Annotated in this window: 14 protein-coding genes; 5 read left to right on the top strand and 9 right to left on the bottom strand. The window is 33.9% G+C overall.

Going from position 1 to position 16,999, the window contains the following annotated elements; all coding sequences use genetic code 11:
- The 3 genes from GQ590_RS12475 to GQ590_RS08600 all read left to right on the top strand — a co-directional run.
- A partial coding sequence (locus GQ590_RS12475) for a transposase (RefSeq protein WP_337189579.1) occupies positions 1 to 239 on the top strand: 239 nt, incomplete at its 5' end.
- 252 nt (positions 240 to 491) lie between these two features.
- Positions 492 to 2,192, top strand: a complete 1,701-nt coding sequence (aspT, locus tag GQ590_RS08595) for an aspartate-alanine antiporter (RefSeq protein ID WP_160408270.1) — start codon at positions 492 to 494, stop codon at positions 2,190 to 2,192.
- A 23-nt stretch (positions 2,193 to 2,215) separates the two neighbouring features.
- Positions 2,216 to 3,811, top strand: a complete 1,596-nt coding sequence (locus tag GQ590_RS08600; protein WP_160408268.1) for a bifunctional aspartate transaminase/aspartate 4-decarboxylase — start codon at positions 2,216 to 2,218, stop codon at positions 3,809 to 3,811.
- Positions 3,812 to 4,079: 268 nt separating this feature from the next.
- Here GQ590_RS08600 and GQ590_RS08605 read toward each other — a convergent pair whose 3' ends face one another.
- From GQ590_RS08605 to nadR, 3 genes are all read right to left on the bottom strand, one after another.
- Positions 4,080 to 5,021, bottom strand: a complete 942-nt coding sequence (locus GQ590_RS08605; protein WP_160408266.1) for a hypothetical protein — start codon at positions 5,019 to 5,021, stop codon at positions 4,080 to 4,082.
- A gap of 350 nt (positions 5,022 to 5,371) precedes the next feature.
- On the bottom strand, positions 5,372 to 6,061 hold the full coding sequence (pnuC, locus tag GQ590_RS08610) for a nicotinamide riboside transporter PnuC (protein ID WP_160408264.1): 690 nt from the start codon (positions 6,059 to 6,061) through the stop codon (positions 5,372 to 5,374).
- Between the two features lie 2 nt (positions 6,062 to 6,063).
- A complete protein-coding gene (gene nadR, locus GQ590_RS08615) occupies positions 6,064 to 7,299 on the bottom strand; it encodes a multifunctional transcriptional regulator/nicotinamide-nucleotide adenylyltransferase/ribosylnicotinamide kinase NadR (RefSeq protein ID WP_160408262.1) in 1,236 nt (411 codons plus the stop codon).
- A gap of 242 nt (positions 7,300 to 7,541) precedes the next feature.
- Between nadR and GQ590_RS08620 the strand changes: the two genes are divergently transcribed.
- Both GQ590_RS08620 and recD read left to right on the top strand, forming a co-directional pair.
- Complete coding sequence (locus tag GQ590_RS08620) at positions 7,542 to 9,140, top strand: mucoidy inhibitor MuiA family protein (protein WP_160408260.1); 1,599 nt, start codon at positions 7,542 to 7,544, stop codon at positions 9,138 to 9,140.
- Between the two features lie 24 nt (positions 9,141 to 9,164).
- Positions 9,165 to 11,018, top strand: coding sequence for an exodeoxyribonuclease V subunit alpha (gene recD, locus GQ590_RS08625; protein WP_160408258.1), 1,854 nt, complete (start codon positions 9,165 to 9,167; stop codon positions 11,016 to 11,018).
- Between the two features lie 66 nt (positions 11,019 to 11,084).
- Here recD and GQ590_RS08630 read toward each other — a convergent pair whose 3' ends face one another.
- From GQ590_RS08630 to corC, 6 genes are all read right to left on the bottom strand, one after another.
- Complete coding sequence (locus GQ590_RS08630; protein WP_160422578.1) at positions 11,085 to 11,810, bottom strand: amino acid ABC transporter ATP-binding protein; 726 nt, start codon at positions 11,808 to 11,810, stop codon at positions 11,085 to 11,087.
- Positions 11,807 to 12,508 (bottom strand): ABC transporter permease subunit, encoded by a 702-nt coding sequence (locus GQ590_RS08635; RefSeq protein WP_065636212.1) that lies wholly within the window; start codon positions 12,506 to 12,508, stop codon positions 11,807 to 11,809. Before GQ590_RS08635 ends, GQ590_RS08630 begins: the two co-directional genes overlap by 4 nt.
- A gap of 1 nt (position 12,509) precedes the next feature.
- Positions 12,510 to 13,229 (bottom strand): amino acid ABC transporter permease, encoded by a 720-nt coding sequence (locus GQ590_RS08640; protein ID WP_202112942.1) that lies wholly within the window; start codon positions 13,227 to 13,229, stop codon positions 12,510 to 12,512.
- A 154-nt stretch (positions 13,230 to 13,383) separates the two neighbouring features.
- Entirely contained in the window at positions 13,384 to 14,292 is a 909-nt protein-coding gene (locus tag GQ590_RS08645; protein WP_065560951.1) for a glutamate/aspartate ABC transporter substrate-binding protein, read from the bottom strand.
- A 222-nt stretch (positions 14,293 to 14,514) separates the two neighbouring features.
- A complete protein-coding gene (gene lnt / locus GQ590_RS08650) occupies positions 14,515 to 16,056 on the bottom strand; it encodes an apolipoprotein N-acyltransferase (protein WP_160408254.1) in 1,542 nt (513 codons plus the stop codon).
- Positions 16,049 to 16,921: a CNNM family magnesium/cobalt transport protein CorC gene (corC, locus tag GQ590_RS08655; RefSeq protein WP_160408252.1), complete on the bottom strand. Its 873-nt coding sequence runs from the start codon at positions 16,919 to 16,921 to the stop codon at positions 16,049 to 16,051. Before corC ends, lnt begins: the two co-directional genes overlap by 8 nt.
- Positions 16,922 to 16,999 lie beyond the last annotated feature (78 nt).

Here is a 16,999-nt window from a genome sequence, read left to right on the forward strand (position 1 = left end):
ATGCTAAACAACACCACGGACATCGCTATGCAAGATTTAGGGGAAGAGCACAGGTTCAAATGCAGTGTTTATTGGCCGCAACGGCACAAAATATCAAGAAAATAGCGATAAAGCTATTTTTGTTACGTTTTTTTAGGCCATTTTTTAATTTATTTAATAGAATCCAAATTAAAAATCCTGTTTATGGTTTAAATAAAAAAATAAACCCCGAATTATATCGAGGTTTGTCATTAATCTGAAAAGGGCTGTAAATAGCCCTTTTTTGTGTTATGCATAAAACCCAATTAATACATTATAGTTTTTATTAACGATTTTAACTATTACACCTCCCTTTTAACAATGATATTAATCGTTAAAACTGAATATCTATTCTTTAGTTTGCGGTTTAACATGTAAAAGTATTCATAATATTTTATGAATATTATTTAAATGCCAAATGTATCTTTTCAAATTCATTAATCACAAATCATTGCGCTATAAGGACAATTATTATGTTTCAATGGCTTTCACAATGGATTTTAGATGGGCTTAAACACTCACCAGAAATTCTTTTATTTCTATCTTTAAGTTTAGGGTATTTAATTGGCGCTATTCGAATTGGAAAATTCCAACTAGGTGGCGTTGCTGGTTCATTACTTGTTGCTGTTGCATTAAGTGTTTTTGGCGTTAGCATTGATGCTGGTGTTAAAGCAGTACTTTTTGCTCTCTTTATTTATGCTGTTGGTTTTGAAAGTGGCCCTCAGTTCTTCCGTTCGCTAGGTGTTAAGACCTTACGCGAAATCTTTTTAGCACTCTTTATTGCTGTTGCAGGGTTAATCACTGTTGTTGTATTGTCTAAATTATTTAATTTAGATAAAGGACTTGCTGCTGGTTTAGCTGCAGGTGGATTAACGCAATCGGCTATTATGGGTACTGCATCTGATGCATTAAGTCAACTTGGCTTGAGTGCTGAAGAGTTAAGCAAAATGCAGGCAAATGTCACCATTGGTTATGCTGTTACTTACATCTTTGGTTCGCTTGGTGCCATTATTGTGTGCGTTAACATTCTACCTAAAATTATGGGGAGTGATATTAGCGATGACGCAATGAAAGCACAGGCCGAACAACTTCACGGTTCACTTTTATTAGGTAGCGATCAGAATTTAGCTTTATCGGATGTCACTGGCCGCTTATATCGTATCACCAATAAAATCAATCAAACCGTCGAACATATTGAAAAAACAATTAATGGGATTAGCATTGAACGTATCAAACGCGGCAATAAAATAATTGAAGCAACGCCTGATACTTTACTCAAATCAAAAGATATCATTCTGGTTGTTGGTCACCGTGATGCCATGATTAGCGCTAGCGATCTACTTGGTGAAGAAATTAACTCAGTATCAGGTATGGATGTTGTGATGAGCACCCAAGATGTCGAAATGCGTAACACACGTTATGTTGGGCAAAACCTATCTAACGTTTTATCATCTGACGAAGTGATGAAATTAAAACACGGCATCTACTTAATCGCAATTCACCGCGATGGCATGCCACTACCACTTAATAACGATATTAACTTAAAACTTGGTGATGTGATTACAGTATATGGTAGCACAAGTGATCTTAAACGTGTTGTTGATAAAATCGGGGCACCGATCGCCAAAAGCGATAAAACTGACTGGATATTCCATGGTTTAGGGCTTGTTGTTGGTTTAATTATTGGTTTAATTGTGATTCGTGTCAGCAATATTCCAATTACCTTAGGTGCTGGTGGTGGTGCGCTTTTATCAGGTCTATTATTTGGTTGGTATCGCTCACTTCATCAAACTGTCGGTAATATTCCAACCGGTGCTGTACAGCTACTAAAAGATTTTGGTTTAGCTGGTTTTGTTGCTATTGTTGGCTTAAGTTCAGGTCTTCAAGCAATTCATACTATCCAAGAACAAGGCTTATCTTTGTTTTTAATTGGTGTTGTTGTAACGTTATTGCCAATGCTACTTGCTATTTACTTTGGTAAATACATACTCGGTTATAAAAATACCGCTGTATTTGCTGGCGCTTTAGCTGGCGCGCGTAGCGCTAACCCTGCTTTTGGTGAAGTACTTAACAAAGCAGGCAACTCAACACCTACTAACTCTTTTGCCATTACCTATGCACTAGCTAATGTGTTCCTAACATTATTAGGCCCATTGGTTATCGCTTTCGTTTAATTGAAATATACAGGATACAGATTATGAAAAACAAAACAGAATATGCAAAATACGCCAATTTAAGCCCTTTTGAACTTAAAGATAGTTTAATCGAGTTAGCACAAAGCCATGCTGATCGCGCTATGCTAAATGCAGGTCGTGGCAATCCTAACTTTCTTGCTACATGGCCACGTCAAGCCTTTTTCCAACTAGGCATTTTTGCCACCCAAGAATCTGAAATGTCATTTTCATATTTAAATGAAGGTGTTGGTGGCATGCCAATCAAAGCGGGTTTAACAGGTCGCTTTGAACATTTTGTTCGCCAAAATTACAACACTCCTGGAGTGGCATTTTTAGGTAAAGCGTTTTCTTATATTCGTGATCAACTTGGACTTGATGAAAACGCCTTTCTACAAGAAATGATCGAAGGTATTTTAGGCTGTAATTATCCTGTACCAGATAGAATGCTACACTTTAGCGAAGATGTCGTAAAATCCTATGTTTTACAACAAATGGGGGCTCAATATTTAGATCGTGATAATATTGACCTCTTTGCTGTTGAAGGTGGCACAGCAGCCATGGCTTATATTTTTAATTCAATGAAAGAAAACGGATTAATTGAAAAGGGTGATAAAATAGCCATTGGTGCACCAATATTCACACCTTATCTTGAAATTCCTGAACTTAACGATTACCAACTTGTTGAAGTGTTAATCAATTCTGATCCTAACTTAAATTGGCAGTATCCTGAATCAGAACTACGAAAATTAGAAGATCCATCAATCAAAGCCTTTTTCGTTGTTAACCCATCAAACCCACCATCAGTTAAAATTGATGATAAAAGCTTAAAAATCATTGCCGACATTGTCAAAAAACGCCCTGAACTAATTATTCTAACTGATGATGTTTATGGTACATTTGCTGATGATTTCCAATCTTTATTTGCAATCTGCCCTCAAAATACCATTTTAGTTTATTCATTTTCGAAATATTTTGGAGCAACAGGTTGGCGTTTAGGTGTTATTGCAACGGCACGCGATAATGTGATAGACAAAGCCATTAAAGCACTGCCAAATAAAACCAAACAGATCTTAAACAAACGCTACAGCTCAATTGTTACTGAACCTGAAAATCTAAAATTTATTGATCGTTTAGTGGCCGATAGCCGTGCGGTTGCTTTAAACCATACTGCAGGGCTTTCAACTCCGCAACAAGTACAGATGGTATTATTTGCCTTATGCGAAATGATGGATAGCGATCAAAGTTATAAAAACGCATTAAAATCATTAATCCGTCGCCGTGCAGCATCACTTTATCAACATTTAGGTATGCAACATAAAACGGATGAAAACAGTGTAGATTACTACACATTAGTTGACTTAGAGCATATTTGCCGAGAGTTATATGACGACAAATTCGCAAAATGGATCCTAAAAAATAAAAATCCATCTGAAATGCTATTTAGAATTGCCGACGAAGCGGGTGTAGTGCTATTACCAGGTAAAGGATTTGCCGTACAACACCCATCAGCCCGAGCCTCGTTAGCGAATTTAAATGAGTACCAATATGCCGCAATTGGCTTATCAATGCGTAAATTAGCCGAGGAATATTATGCGGAATATAAAGCAAAAAATAAATAATTAGACAAATAAACCTAATCAAAAACCCTAGAAAATCTAGGGTTTTTATTTATTAAATAAAAACAAACAGATCCCCAAAATTGTTTAAAAAAATCAATTGATTTCATTTGAATTTTTAATGGATTGAAAAGCAATTATTTATAAAGTAATATTGCGCGTGGTTTATTTTAGATAAGGCTATTTAATCCTAAATTGAACGTGAATTTGATAAAATTGTTATATTTTTAAAGAGGCTATTAAACAGCCTCTTTTTTATGAAATACTAATATTATTTGATTACATAAAAATTGACGTCACGAGTATCTCGAAGAGCATCAATAAATGGTCTTAATACTTTACTATAAGTTTGCTCTGGATCGTTTTCTTTTGTACATTGGCTTTCTGTGTTATAGCTTTTAGCCATTGCATCATTGGATGCTAAATTATTGTATGGTTTTGTAAAATCACTACCTTTTAAGGTAAGAAGGTGATTCCAATCATTTAAAAGACTTTCCATATATTGGCGACCTTCTTTACATTTTATGCTATTTAAATCAATATTAGGAATAACATATTGATTTATATTACTGAACTTTTTAGGGTTATAAGTAAAACCAATTTTTTCTTCACCAGAATCTCCTTTTAAATACTCAATAAAATCACTTTCACGGTATAATTTTTTTAACCGTTCGTGATAAGATTGTTTTTTCTTTAATCTTAGATTTTGTGTTATTTCTTCTGGAAAAGGCTGATCATAAGAATAATCCCAATGATAATTACTTTTTTCAATCAATACATCATTAATTAATTTTGCTGAAACCTCTATTTCAAATTCTTCACCATTAATAATGACCGGAATGTTATTAATCTCTTTTTTGGATTTTAATATTTTAGTTGCCTCTTCATCGCTGATATCGGTTGTTGAATAGATAGCAGTGTATAAAAAATAGTTACTTTGTGTTGGGTTAACAAGACCTGAGTCTCCAAATTGAGCTGGTTTTACGACAAAATTGAAGTTGTCATCATTATACGATAAGGTATGTTTGCCATATTCAAATGTATAATTAACGCCTGATTTTGCTGGGATGGTTAGTTCGTTTCCATCAATAGCGACTTTGATTTCGTTATTGGTGGGGTTGTCAATCCAACGTTCAATGGAGCTAGGTTCAGAACAACCAACAAGTGTAAGGCTATAAGCTAATAGTAAACAGTATTTTATTTTCTTCATCATAATAAGTGTTTTTATAATATTAAAAAGGATAAGATATTACCATATCGTTGGTAAATCTAAAGAAATTTAATATCTATTGTGTGAATTTTTTTAAAGTAATAATGATAGTTAACCATTTATAACACAAAAATACTTCATGAAGCATGAAATAATTCCCCTTAAAATATAACACACTAACTACACTGCGTAATTTTTTACTTCCGTTTTGCATTAATTATAGGAGTATTTAATATTTGATGATGAAGATCAGTGTTTATCTTAAATAAAAAATAGGAAATAAAAAGGTTATTTCCTATTTTTATACTGAAACAAGGGGCTTTCCTGAAACTTTTTTACAAAATCTAGTCTAGCTACTCTTTTTGTTCAGAACGCTTCCATTCACAAATTCCATAAATGGCATTAAATAGGTAAATTAAGTATTGTGTTGCGATAATAATGTTGTTGGTATAGATATTTAAAATAATAACCAATACATTTAATATTATCCATACATACCAGTTAAAAGAGTATCTCATCATCAGTAATAACTGAGCAACCAAACCTAATCCAAAGATGAAACTATTAATAACAAGTTGGTAAGTTGTATTAGGTGTACCAATTTTATCCGTTAGATAAACATTGATAAAAGCAGCAACAATCAGAAAGATGAGAGTATATAAAAAGCTAGTTTCACTTAGTGAACGGACTTTAATATTTTTATTATTATCTATGTTCTTTTTCCATGTAAGTAAACCATAGATATGTGAACAAAAATAGTAAATTGATGGTAATCCAGCACCAATATTGCCTCCAAGAATATTAGCAGAACATTCAGCAACACCAGCAAACATGCCTAATATATTACCTACGTTTTTACGCTTTGCTAATAAAATAACACAGATTAGACCGCAAAAAGAGCCTATGTAAGAAACCGTATAGCGTAAATCAAATTTAGTTAATGGATTCGTGTATAAAAATGCCAATGTTACACATAATATACAAAATAATGGATAGAATTTATTGCGTCCGATTAAAATAATAATGTCGCTTAATTTATTCATAATTAATACTCTTCATTGTTAATAAGTTGGTTAACGAGTTCAATACAGCGCAAATAGCGCTCTTCATAATCAGGCGAATCGATTTGAATATAATTAATATTATTTTTTTCAAGAATCGAAATGAGTAATTGCTGAAAGTCTTTGCGTTGCTTAGGGCTACCCAAATGGCGTAACCCATCAGCGACCCAAGGGGTGTTATTGCCTAATAAAATCACTAAATCAAAACGGTAGTTATTAATCATCGCTTGTAAAAAAGGATGCTCTTTACCTTCATATTTTTTACAAAAAGCTTGAGTTGTCACAAAATCGGTATCAATAAACGAAACTTTATTGGCATGTTTTATTGCAAAATCAATGTATTGTGCATGGCCTAAGGCGATTTTGTCATAATCGGCATATTGCAAAGCTCGTTCATCACCACCAAGATGTGAAAACACATAGTCTCGGCCATATTCCCAAGCACTGGTAGTATTAAATACATTAGCAAGTTTGTTAACTAAGGTTGATTTGCCGCTTGATTCACCACCTAAAATAGCCACCGTTCTAACAAAAAATGGCCTAACTTCTGTTGGAATATATTGCCAATTTTTAAGTGGTGCTTGACGGATTTGTGTACCACTGACTTGCATAAATTGGCGTTTAGGATCGATGAGCACGGTATCTAAATCAAATAAATCTTTATACATCGCAACATCTTGCGGTTCGCTTGAGTAAACACAATCGGGATTTATGCCTTTTTCTTGAAACAATTTTTTGACTCGTGCGCTCCACTCATGCCAACCATTAGGATAAGCAGGGATGCCGTCTTCTTCTAATAATTCAATGTGGATATTTTTTTGATATTTAAACGTTTGTAATAACCAGCGAATACGGTCATTAATTGTTGGTTGGCGAGACATAGCGCTTTGCTCAAATAATGCCATATCTCGAGTTGTATCAGAACAAAGTACTACATACAACTCATCAACTTGACTAATTGCACGCTGAATAAGGTAAATGTGCCCAGTATGTAAAGGATAAAATTTACCAAAAATAACACCTACTTTCTTATCTTTGGACGGCTGTTCGATTTGTAAATATTGATGGAGTGATTGTAATTTTTGAGCACTAGGGTTTTTAATTTTATCGTTAATAAGCTGACTTAAATAACCTTTAGTCATTTGACAAGCATCAGCCACAGTTTGTAATGACAAATTTTTTCGTTTGATTGTTTTTTTTAAATAACTAAAGCTACTCATAAAAGTCCCCTTATTTTTGTTTTTTATCTTTAACGAAATATATAATAAATTTTATTTTTGTTCAACATATTAAACCAAAATAATTTGTCTTTATATTAATTGATTAAATTTTATAGAAATTACCTTTAAAATAGTGAATACTTATTTGTTATTAATGATATTAAATCGCATTATTTTTAACTGAGATATCAGTCATTTATATTCAAATTTTTAATTTAAATAATTTATTTAAGAGGAATGGTATGAAAATTCAAAAATTAGCTTTTTTTATTGCGTTTGCTTCTAGCAGTGTTTTTGCGAACAATAATGTAACACTTAATAAAGTAACGCTTTTTTTGCAAGGTGCCGAATTACAAGGGCAATCAACGGTATCGTTGACGAAAGGCGAAAGTGAAATTTTATTGACTGGAATTGCCAATGGCGTTAAAGCTAATTCCATTAATGTTGGATTTGGCAATGATGCTAACGTGAAAGTATTATCAACATCATTCAATGATAATTATATTGACAATAGTAAAGAAAACCAAGAAATTCAATCTTTATTTGAAGAATTACAAAATTTACAAGAAAAACACGATACAATCGAAATTGAATTAAAAGCAGTATCAGAACAAGTTACTCTTTTACAAGGGAATCGTTTAGATTTGTTAGTTAAAGGTGCTAATGATGATTTAAATGGAATGCAAAGTGCATTAGATTTTATTAAAACTAATTTAGTTACAGTATTAAACGAACAAAACAAACTACAAAAACAAGTCGATCAGATAGATGAGCAGATACTACAATGCCAAGATAAGATCGATAAACAGAAAGCATCAGCAAAAAATACAACAAATGCAATTACCGTAAAAGTTTATTCTAATAAAGATATTACTCTGCCTGTTACCTTGTCCTATGTTACTAATAAAGCGGGTTGGGCACCAATTTATGATGTGCGTGTTGCTGATATTAATTCGCCGTTACAGTTAACTTATAAAGCGGATATTTATCAAAATACAGGTTTAGATTGGCAAAATGTTGATTTTAGTTTATCGACTTCGAATCCAAGTGAAGGAGTAATCGCCCCAAATTTAGTTCCTTGGTATATTGATATATATACCCAAAAAAACGGATTGTTGAAAAATGATGGTAACATGAGCGCTAAAAAGTCAAAAGTTGCCTTCGATATTGATGCAGATGTCTATATCGATGATAATAATGATAATGCATTAACCAATACATCAGATATTAATACTCGCTTCGAGGTTAAATTACCTTATACGATTAAATCCAATAGCAATAATAATATCCTTACATTACAAAATAAAGAAGTGGAGGCAAAATATCATTATATTGCTATTCCTAAATTAGATAGCAGTGTGTACTTACAAGCGCAAATTGTTGATTGGGATAGACTTAACCTTTTACCAGGTAAGTCAACGGTATTTTTTAATGGTAATTATATTGGCGAAAGCTTTATTACTACTAAAGATTTAAAAGAGACGTTAGATATCTCTTTAGGAAAAGATAAAAATATCTTTATTGCGCGTAATCGTAATGTTAATGAAACATCAAAACCATCGTTATTTGGTAATGATATTTCACAAAAATATGCTTACACCATTGACGTAAAAAATGCCAAAACATTACCGATTGATCTTGTTGTTTATGATCAATTGCCGATAATAGTTAATAAATCCGTTTCACTTGATGATGCTAGATATGATGGTGCAACCTATAATAAAGAAACTGGCGAATTAATATGGGAATTTAAGTTAAACCCAAGCGAAAATAAAAATCTTAATTTAAGTTTTAAACTAACTTATCCAAAAGATAAAGTTAACGATATAATTGGTTTATAAATAAGTGAATAACAGAAATAAAATATGTTAAACGAGTGGTTAAACCAATTTAAACAAGATAGCCAAATTAGTTTGCTAGATATTCATTTGGCAACGTTTTTGACGAATAAAGCAATGTTAAATGATGATATTACTACCAAACGTTTTAGTTTTTTGGTTCTATCACTAAGTAAAGAGGTTAGATCGGGACATGTTTGTCTTGATCTAACACTTTTAACCCCTCCGGCTATTGATACATCACTTTGGTTAGCTTTAGCCTCGCCAAACGAACAAGATTGGCGCCTCACTCTTGAACAAGCAAGCCATAATCAGGTTGTGAGTGATGGCACAAACTTGTCTCCCCTTGTGTTTATTGAAAATAAACTTTATTTTCAACGAATGTGGTTGGACGAAACGAATGTCGCACAATATTTTAATCATACAACTTTTAGTGAACAACCAAGTTATTATCCTGATTTAAGCACTATACTAAATCAGCTTTTTACTCAGCAACAATCTCAAACTGATTGGCAAAAAGTAGCTGTTGCAGCGGCATTAACACGCAAAGTAGCGATTATTTCGGGTGGGCCTGGCACAGGTAAAACAACAACTGTAGCTAAGATTTTAGCAGGAGTTTTATTAACCAATCCTAATGCTCGAATTGTGACGGCAGCGCCAACAGGTAAAGCGGCATCAAGGTTAACAGAATCACTGAGTCGAACAATAGAACAACTCAATTTTGCATCATTAAACCTAAAGGCCGAAGCAATCACCTTACACCGTTTATTAGGTGCAAAAGCTGATAACAGCTCATTTACGCACAACAAAAATAATCCTTTACATATTGATGTGTTAGTTATTGATGAAGCCTCTATGGTTGATTTAAACATGATGGCAAGAGTGATTGAAGCGTTACCTATTTTAGCACGCTTGATTCTGCTTGGTGATAAAGATCAGCTTTCATCTGTTGAAGCTGGAGCTGTATTTGGTGACCTTTGTACTTTTATTACTCAAGGTTATAGTCAACCTAGGGCAAAAGAGCTAAGCCAATTAACTGGTTATAATGTGCCAGCTTGTGAACAAACAGCAACAATTACCGACAGTATTTGTTTATTACAAAAGAGTTACCGTTTTAACGAATCATCAGGCATTGGTTTGTTAGCTAATGCTGTGAAAGAAGGGCGCTTAAATGCCGTTAAAAAATTATTAACAGATGAGCAGCCACTAAACGATATCCAATATCATCCGCTATCATCTCAACAAGTTTATGAAGATGTTTTACATGATAGCATTCACCACTATAAACATTATTTAAATGCGATTAAACAAACTGGCATTAACGATATCGCATCAGTTTTAGCTAAATTTGCCCAATACCGCTTACTTTGCGCAGTAAGAGAAGGCCACTTTGGCGTAGAAGGTTTAAACAAACAAATTGAATTACTATTAGCCAAAAATAAATTGATTCAATTAAAAAACAAAGAAACATGGTATGTTGGGCGACCAATTATGATTTTGCGTAATAGCACTTCATTAGGGCTCTATAATGGCGATATTGGCATTACATTAATGGCTGAGCATGACAGCTCAAAATTGCGGGTATATTTTCCATTTGCTGACGGTTCGATTAAAGGATTTTCACCATTTCGCTTACCTGAACATGAAACAGCGTATGCCATGACTATCCATAAATCGCAAGGTTCAGAGTTTGATCATGTCAATATTATCCTGCCAACTGATTATTCGCCACTGCTAAATCGTTCATTGCTTTATACCGCTATTACTCGCGCTAAAAAAACAGTTTCTATTTATGCCACTGAACCGATTTTATTACAAGCAGTCAAAAGTCAAACTCAAAGGCACAGTGGTTTGGTGAATTTATTACAGAATAATCATTAAATGTATTGTATTAAGCATATTAAAGCTTAACAAATAAAAACAGGACAGTTAAGCCCTGTTATTTTATTAGTGGATGATTTTAGCTAAAAAGTCTTTAGCACGATCGGATTGTGGATTGGTGAAGAATTGTTCTTTTGATGTATCTTCAATGATTTCGCCCGCATCCATAAAGATAACTCGGTGGGCTACTTTACGAGCAAAGCCCATTTCATGGGGAACAACCATCATGGTCATACCTTCATAAGCGAGCTCTACCATAACATCTAACACTTCGTTAACCATTTCAGGATCGAGTGCTGAGGTTGGTTCATCAAACAACATAACAATAGGATCCATACATAATGCACGAGCGATCGCTACACGTTGTTGTTGACCACCAGAGAGCTGAGCAGGGTATTTATCTGCATGGGCAAGTAAACCAACACGCTCTAAAAGATTAAGCGCTTTTTCTCGAGCTTCTTCGTCTGTTCGACCTAACACTTTAATTTGTGCAAGTGTTAGATTTTTTAAAATAGTTAAATGTGGAAACAGTTCAAAGTGTTGAAACACCATGCCCACTTTAGAACGTAATTTTGCTAAATTTGTTGACTTGTTAGTAATTTCTGTACCATTAATAACAATTTTACCTTTTTGAATAGGCTCTAAAGCATTAACGGTTTTTATCAGTGTTGATTTACCTGAACCTGAAGGACCACACACAACAACAACTTCGCCTTTACCAACTCGCGTGGTGCAGTTTTTTAATACCTGAAATTGTCCATACCATTTTGATATATTTTCTAAGGAGATCATCGATTTATCCCTTTTTTAAAATAATTAACTAAACATGAAGCAGTAAAACAAATTACAAAATAACTTGCTGCTGCAAAAATAATCATTGAATATTTATCTGTACCGCCTTGGGTGCCCCCAATTTGAGTTACACTTGCGCCAAATAAATCTATTAACCCCATAACATAAACTAAAGACGTATCTTGAAATAAGATAATACCTTGGGTTAATAATAATGGCACCATTGATCTAAACGCTTGCGGTAAAATAATTAAACGCATTGCTTGGCTTTTAGTCATTCCTAGTGCATAAGCAGCGTGGTATTGTCCTTTTGCAACGGCATTAATACCCGCACGAATGATTTCAGAATAATAGGCAGCTTCAAATAGTGCAAAAGCAATCATCGCTGATGCAATACGTACATCTGCATAAGGTGGTAAGTTAAATACATATTTAATCACTTGTGGTAGTGCTAAATAGAACCATAATAACACTAATAAAAGAGGTATTGAGCGAAATAAAGTAACATAACTTTTTGCAAAAATATTTAATATTTTAATATTAGATAAGCGCATTAACGCCAGTACGGTTCCCCAAACAATGCCAAAAGCAACTGCGATGAAAGTGATTTTAGTTGTTAGCCATAATCCACTTAATAATAATTCATAATTATCTAATACTAATGAAGGGATATTTGCAATCCAATTAATTAACTGCATATTATCCTCCATGACTCATGTTAGGTAAGCGAGTGTACTTTTCAACAATTCGCATCACAGTAATTACCAAATAATTAATCAGCATAAAGGTAATAGTCACACCCAACAATATTTCAATAATGCTATTAGTTGACTCATTGATACGATCGATTTGACCAATCAAATCAATTAACCCAATTGTTGAAGCGACCGATGAGTTTTTAATAATATTGGTCATTTCTGATGTTAATGGTGGAATAATACGTCGATAAGCGTTTGGTAATAAAACATACATATAAGCTTGTCGATTCGTTAAACCTAGAGCAATAGCGGCATAGCGTTGACCTTTTGGTAACGTTTGAATGCCAGTTCTTACCTGTTCAGCAATACGTGCTGAAGTAAACAAACCTAGTGCTATTGCCGCAGTGATAAATGCGCTTACATTGGGCGATAAATCAGATATAAACCAAACTTTTATACGGCCACTTAATATTACAGGCAGTATCATGTACCACAAAAACATTTGTACAAGTAATGGAATATTACGAAATAGCTGAATATAACTTGCTGCAAAGTTATTTAAAAATTTATTATCTAATGTTCTACATATCCCAACAAGCGATCCTAGTACAAAAGCGATGATCCATGCAGTAAAAGCTAATGAAGCCGTGACGATAACACCGTCTAAAAGCCAGTTTAAATAAATTCCATCACCATAAGGAGTTGGTTCAAAAAAAAGCATCCAGTTAAAGTTTACAAAGAAGTCGAAAACACGTATACAGCATGCTTTAATAAATTGTATCCAATCAAAAATCATAATATATTTAATTCGCTAAATTAGATCATGTACCAAATGCTGTCACATTCAGTACATGGATGGAAAGACAAGAAAAGTACTAATCTAATGCTTTATCATTAGGATTGGCAAATAGTTCAACCATTTTTGGTGAAATCTCAAGACCCATATTTGCACCTTTTGGCGGAACAGGTTGAGTAAACCATTTGTTATAGGATTCTAATGCCTTTCCTGACTTTTGTGCATCAGCAATGGTTTTATCCATTAATTGTTTAAATTGAGTATCGCCTTTTCTTAACATACAACCATAAGATTCATAAGAAAGCGGTTCACCAATAATTTTCCATTCAGCAGGATTAATTGCACGAGAACGTTCACCAGCAAGTAATGCATCATCCATTAAAAATGCCACAGCGCGACCCGTTTCAAGTGCATTGAATGCATCGCCATGATCTTTTGGCGTAATGATACGAATACCTAGGTTATCTTTATTGTTGATTTGATTTAAACGGATTTCTGACGTTGTGCCAGCAGTAGTTACCACATTTTTGCCTTTTAAATCTTCAATACTATTGATATTGCTATCTGCTTTGACTAAGAAGCGCGTACCAACAATAAAAATACTGTCTGAAAAATCAACTGTTTTTTGACGTTCAAGGTTATTTGTGGTTGAACCACATTCGAAATCATAAGTATAGTTGTTAAGTAATTGAATACGAGTCTTAGAGGTAATTGGTAAATATTTTACTTGAAGATTTGGCAAATTTAATTCTTTTTTAACTGCATCAACAATTAAATTAGAATAGTCTTGTGAATAACCAATAACTTCTTGTTTTTCACCATAATAGGAAAATGGAATCGAAGATTCTCGATGACCAACAACAATAACACCTGTATCTTTAATTTTGGCTAATGTACCGCTTAGCTCTTCTGCAATAGCTGAACCAGTCATTAGACCTAACATTGCAAATGATAACACTAATTTGGTTAATTTTGTCTTTTTGTTCATACTCATCTCCTACTGTTTAGTTTGTATCATATTAAATAATTTTAATATTTTTACAAAGGCCGTATATTATAACTTATTTTTTTGCATAAAAGTACTTTTTACTGTCTATTTATCACGGAGCTAGATACAATCACTAATCAGCGTGTTTTTGCTAATGATTGATTATACTAAAACTTCTTAAACCTAATTATATTTAAGCAAAAATTATGCCAATATCATAAATTATGAACGTCTTTTTATAAAAAGTGAGATAAACATAAATGCCATAATAACAAAGTAAGGAATATTCCCCCATCTTGCATAAGGCGTTAACCCAACTGTTGGTGAAACAGAAGCTGACAAAACATCTGTTTTGAATTGAGGCAATTGTTTAAAAATATTTCCATGCTGATCAATAATGGCTGTAATACCTGTATTAGTACTACGAATTAACGGCCGACCAAACTCAAGCGCTCTAGCTTGTGCCATTTGTAAATGCTGTTTAGGACCAATACTATCGCCAAACCATGCATCATTAGACACCGTTAATAAAAAATCACTATCAGGGGTAAATTTTTGTCGCATTAAATCTGACAAAATAATTTCATAACAAATAGCAGGCGTAAATTTAAAGCCCTTTATAACTAATTGTGGTTGTTTTGCTTGGCCAGATTTCATTGATGACATGGGAACATTAAGTAATTCAGCAATTGGCTCAAGTACTGACTCTAGTGGTGTAAATTCACCAAAAGGCACTAAATGGTGTTTTTGATAACGATTTATTGTCGGATATTGATAGGGTTCCTTTTCACCCAATACTAATAGTGTATTATAGATATCACCATTGGATTGATAACCATCTTCACCAAATCGATAATCAATAATACCGACAGCAATTTCAGCATTATGGGATCTGGCTTCATTATCCAAATGTTGTAAAAAAGACTGCTGATTAATTTCGTAATCGGTAATGCTTGCTTCTGACCATATAATGATCTTATTTTCTTCAAGGTTATCTTGAGTTAGCTTGGCATAGGTCTGTAAGGTATTATTCAGTTGTTCTTTTGTCCAACGAATTGACTGTGAAATATTTCCTTGAATTAAGGCGAAATTAGCTGAACGGCTGTTATCGATGGTTGTCCATTCAACATTTTTGAATGAAATTGGTGCAAAAAAGATCGTAATAAGTGCATTAAATGCACCAAAAGAGTGCCTTTTAGGAATTTTTGCAGTGGCGGATTTTATACCATAAACTAGCAAGCCACATAACACCACTAAAATTAAATTAACACCATCAATACCAAAGACAGAAAAATAAGCACGTAAAGGACTATCAAGCTGACTATAACCTAATTGTAACCAAGCAAAACCTGTCAAAATATAGCCACGTAAAAACTCGGTCACTTGCCAAAGAATTGGCGCTACAAGCACAAGCTGTTTGAACGAAAATGGCGTAGCAAACCGATTTGTCAATCTCAATAAAAAGGCGAATAGCATTGGATAGATCGACAAATACAGAACTAAAAGCCCCAGAATAATTACGCCAACAAAAGGCGGTAACTCTCCATACTGTTTAATACTAATATAAACCCAGTGAACGCCAGCTAAAAAGTAGCCAAAACCCCAACTTAATCCAAGCAACGTGGCTTGTTTTTTAGATTTATCGGCGATAAGCCATAATAGCCCAGCAAACGACACAAAGGCTAAAGGCCAAATATGAAAAGGGGCATAGCTAAAAACCGCTATACCACCTAAAAGCAAGCTTAATAAAATTGGCTTAAGCATTTTCAGGTAACTCTAAATTAGGTGCTGTTGCGCCATCAGGAATTGTTACATGTAGTTGAATAATACGCCTTCTGTCGGCAATGGTTACTTTAAATTGATAACCATCAATTGTAATACTCTCGCCACGTAAAGGTAAACGACCAAAATGCTGCATCACAAGCCCGCCAATGGTGTCCATTTCATCATCACTAAAATCAGTGGCAAAGATTTCATTAAAATCTTCAACGGGTGTAAGTGCTCGAACAGTATAAACCGAAGGGGACAAGCGACGGATATCACGATCTTCAACCTCGTCATATTCATCTTCAATATCACCAACAATCAGTTCTAAAATGTCTTCGATAGTCACAAGCCCCGACACACCGCCAAACTCATCAATAGCCATTGCCATATGGTAACGCTGCATACGAAACTCTTTTAGCATATGATCAACACGTTTACTTTCAGGCACAACAACGGTTGGTCTAAGGATTTTTTTCAAATCAAAATTATCGACGCCTTGGCGAATAAAAATCAACAGATCTTTTGCCAATAAAATCCCTTCAATATGATCGCGATCTTCACTAATAACAGGATAGCGGGAATGCCCATGTTCAGAAATAATATCTAAACACTCATCAAGTGAATAATTGTCTTTAATGGTAACAATTTGAGAGCGGGGGATCATAATATCGCGAATGCGTTGTTCAGCAATATCCATAACGCCTTCGATCATATCAAGCGTATCGGGATCGATAAGCTCGTTTTCTTCGGCTTCGCGGATCACTTCGATCAGTTCTTCTTTATCTTTTGGTTCTGAATGAAATAACTGACTTAACCATAATGCAAACCCTTTTTTAGGTCTCCGGTGATTATCATCACTCATTTGTGCTTTTCCTTTCTTACTTTATTATTAATTTACTATTTTTGGCTTAGTTTACTTAATTTACTTACTAAAAAAGTT

This window comes from Gilliamella sp. Lep-s35 (genome assembly GCF_009795845.1).
In the GTDB taxonomy this organism is placed as follows: Bacteria; Pseudomonadota; Gammaproteobacteria; order Enterobacterales; family Orbaceae; genus Gilliamella.

Bases quoted from the DNA above. Each gene is read 5' to 3' on its own strand.
- aspT (WP_160408270.1), top strand. From the start codon at position 492: ATGTTTCAATGGCTTTCACAATGGATTTTAGATGGGCTTAAACACTCA.
- GQ590_RS08600 (WP_160408268.1), top strand. From the start codon at position 2,216: ATGAAAAACAAAACAGAATATGCAAAATACGCCAATTTAAGCCCTTTT.
- GQ590_RS08605 (WP_160408266.1), bottom strand. From the start codon at position 5,021: ATGATGAAGAAAATAAAATACTGTTTACTATTAGCTTATAGCCTTACA.
- pnuC (WP_160408264.1), bottom strand. From the start codon at position 6,061: ATGAATAAATTAAGCGACATTATTATTTTAATCGGACGCAATAAATTC.
- nadR (WP_160408262.1), bottom strand. From the start codon at position 7,299: ATGAGTAGCTTTAGTTATTTAAAAAAAACAATCAAACGAAAAAATTTG.
- GQ590_RS08620 (WP_160408260.1), top strand. From the start codon at position 7,542: ATGAAAATTCAAAAATTAGCTTTTTTTATTGCGTTTGCTTCTAGCAGT.
- recD (WP_160408258.1), top strand. From the start codon at position 9,165: ATGTTAAACGAGTGGTTAAACCAATTTAAACAAGATAGCCAAATTAGT.
- GQ590_RS08630 (WP_160422578.1), bottom strand. From the start codon at position 11,810: ATGATCTCCTTAGAAAATATATCAAAATGGTATGGACAATTTCAGGTA.
- GQ590_RS08635 (WP_065636212.1), bottom strand. From the start codon at position 12,508: ATGCAGTTAATTAATTGGATTGCAAATATCCCTTCATTAGTATTAGAT.
- GQ590_RS08640 (WP_202112942.1), bottom strand. From the start codon at position 13,229: ATGCTTTTTTTTGAACCAACTCCTTATGGTGATGGAATTTATTTAAAC.
- GQ590_RS08645 (WP_065560951.1), bottom strand. From the start codon at position 14,292: ATGAACAAAAAGACAAAATTAACCAAATTAGTGTTATCATTTGCAATG.
- lnt (WP_160408254.1), bottom strand. From the start codon at position 16,056: ATGCTTAAGCCAATTTTATTAAGCTTGCTTTTAGGTGGTATAGCGGTT.
- corC (WP_160408252.1), bottom strand. From the start codon at position 16,921: ATGAGTGATGATAATCACCGGAGACCTAAAAAAGGGTTTGCATTATGG.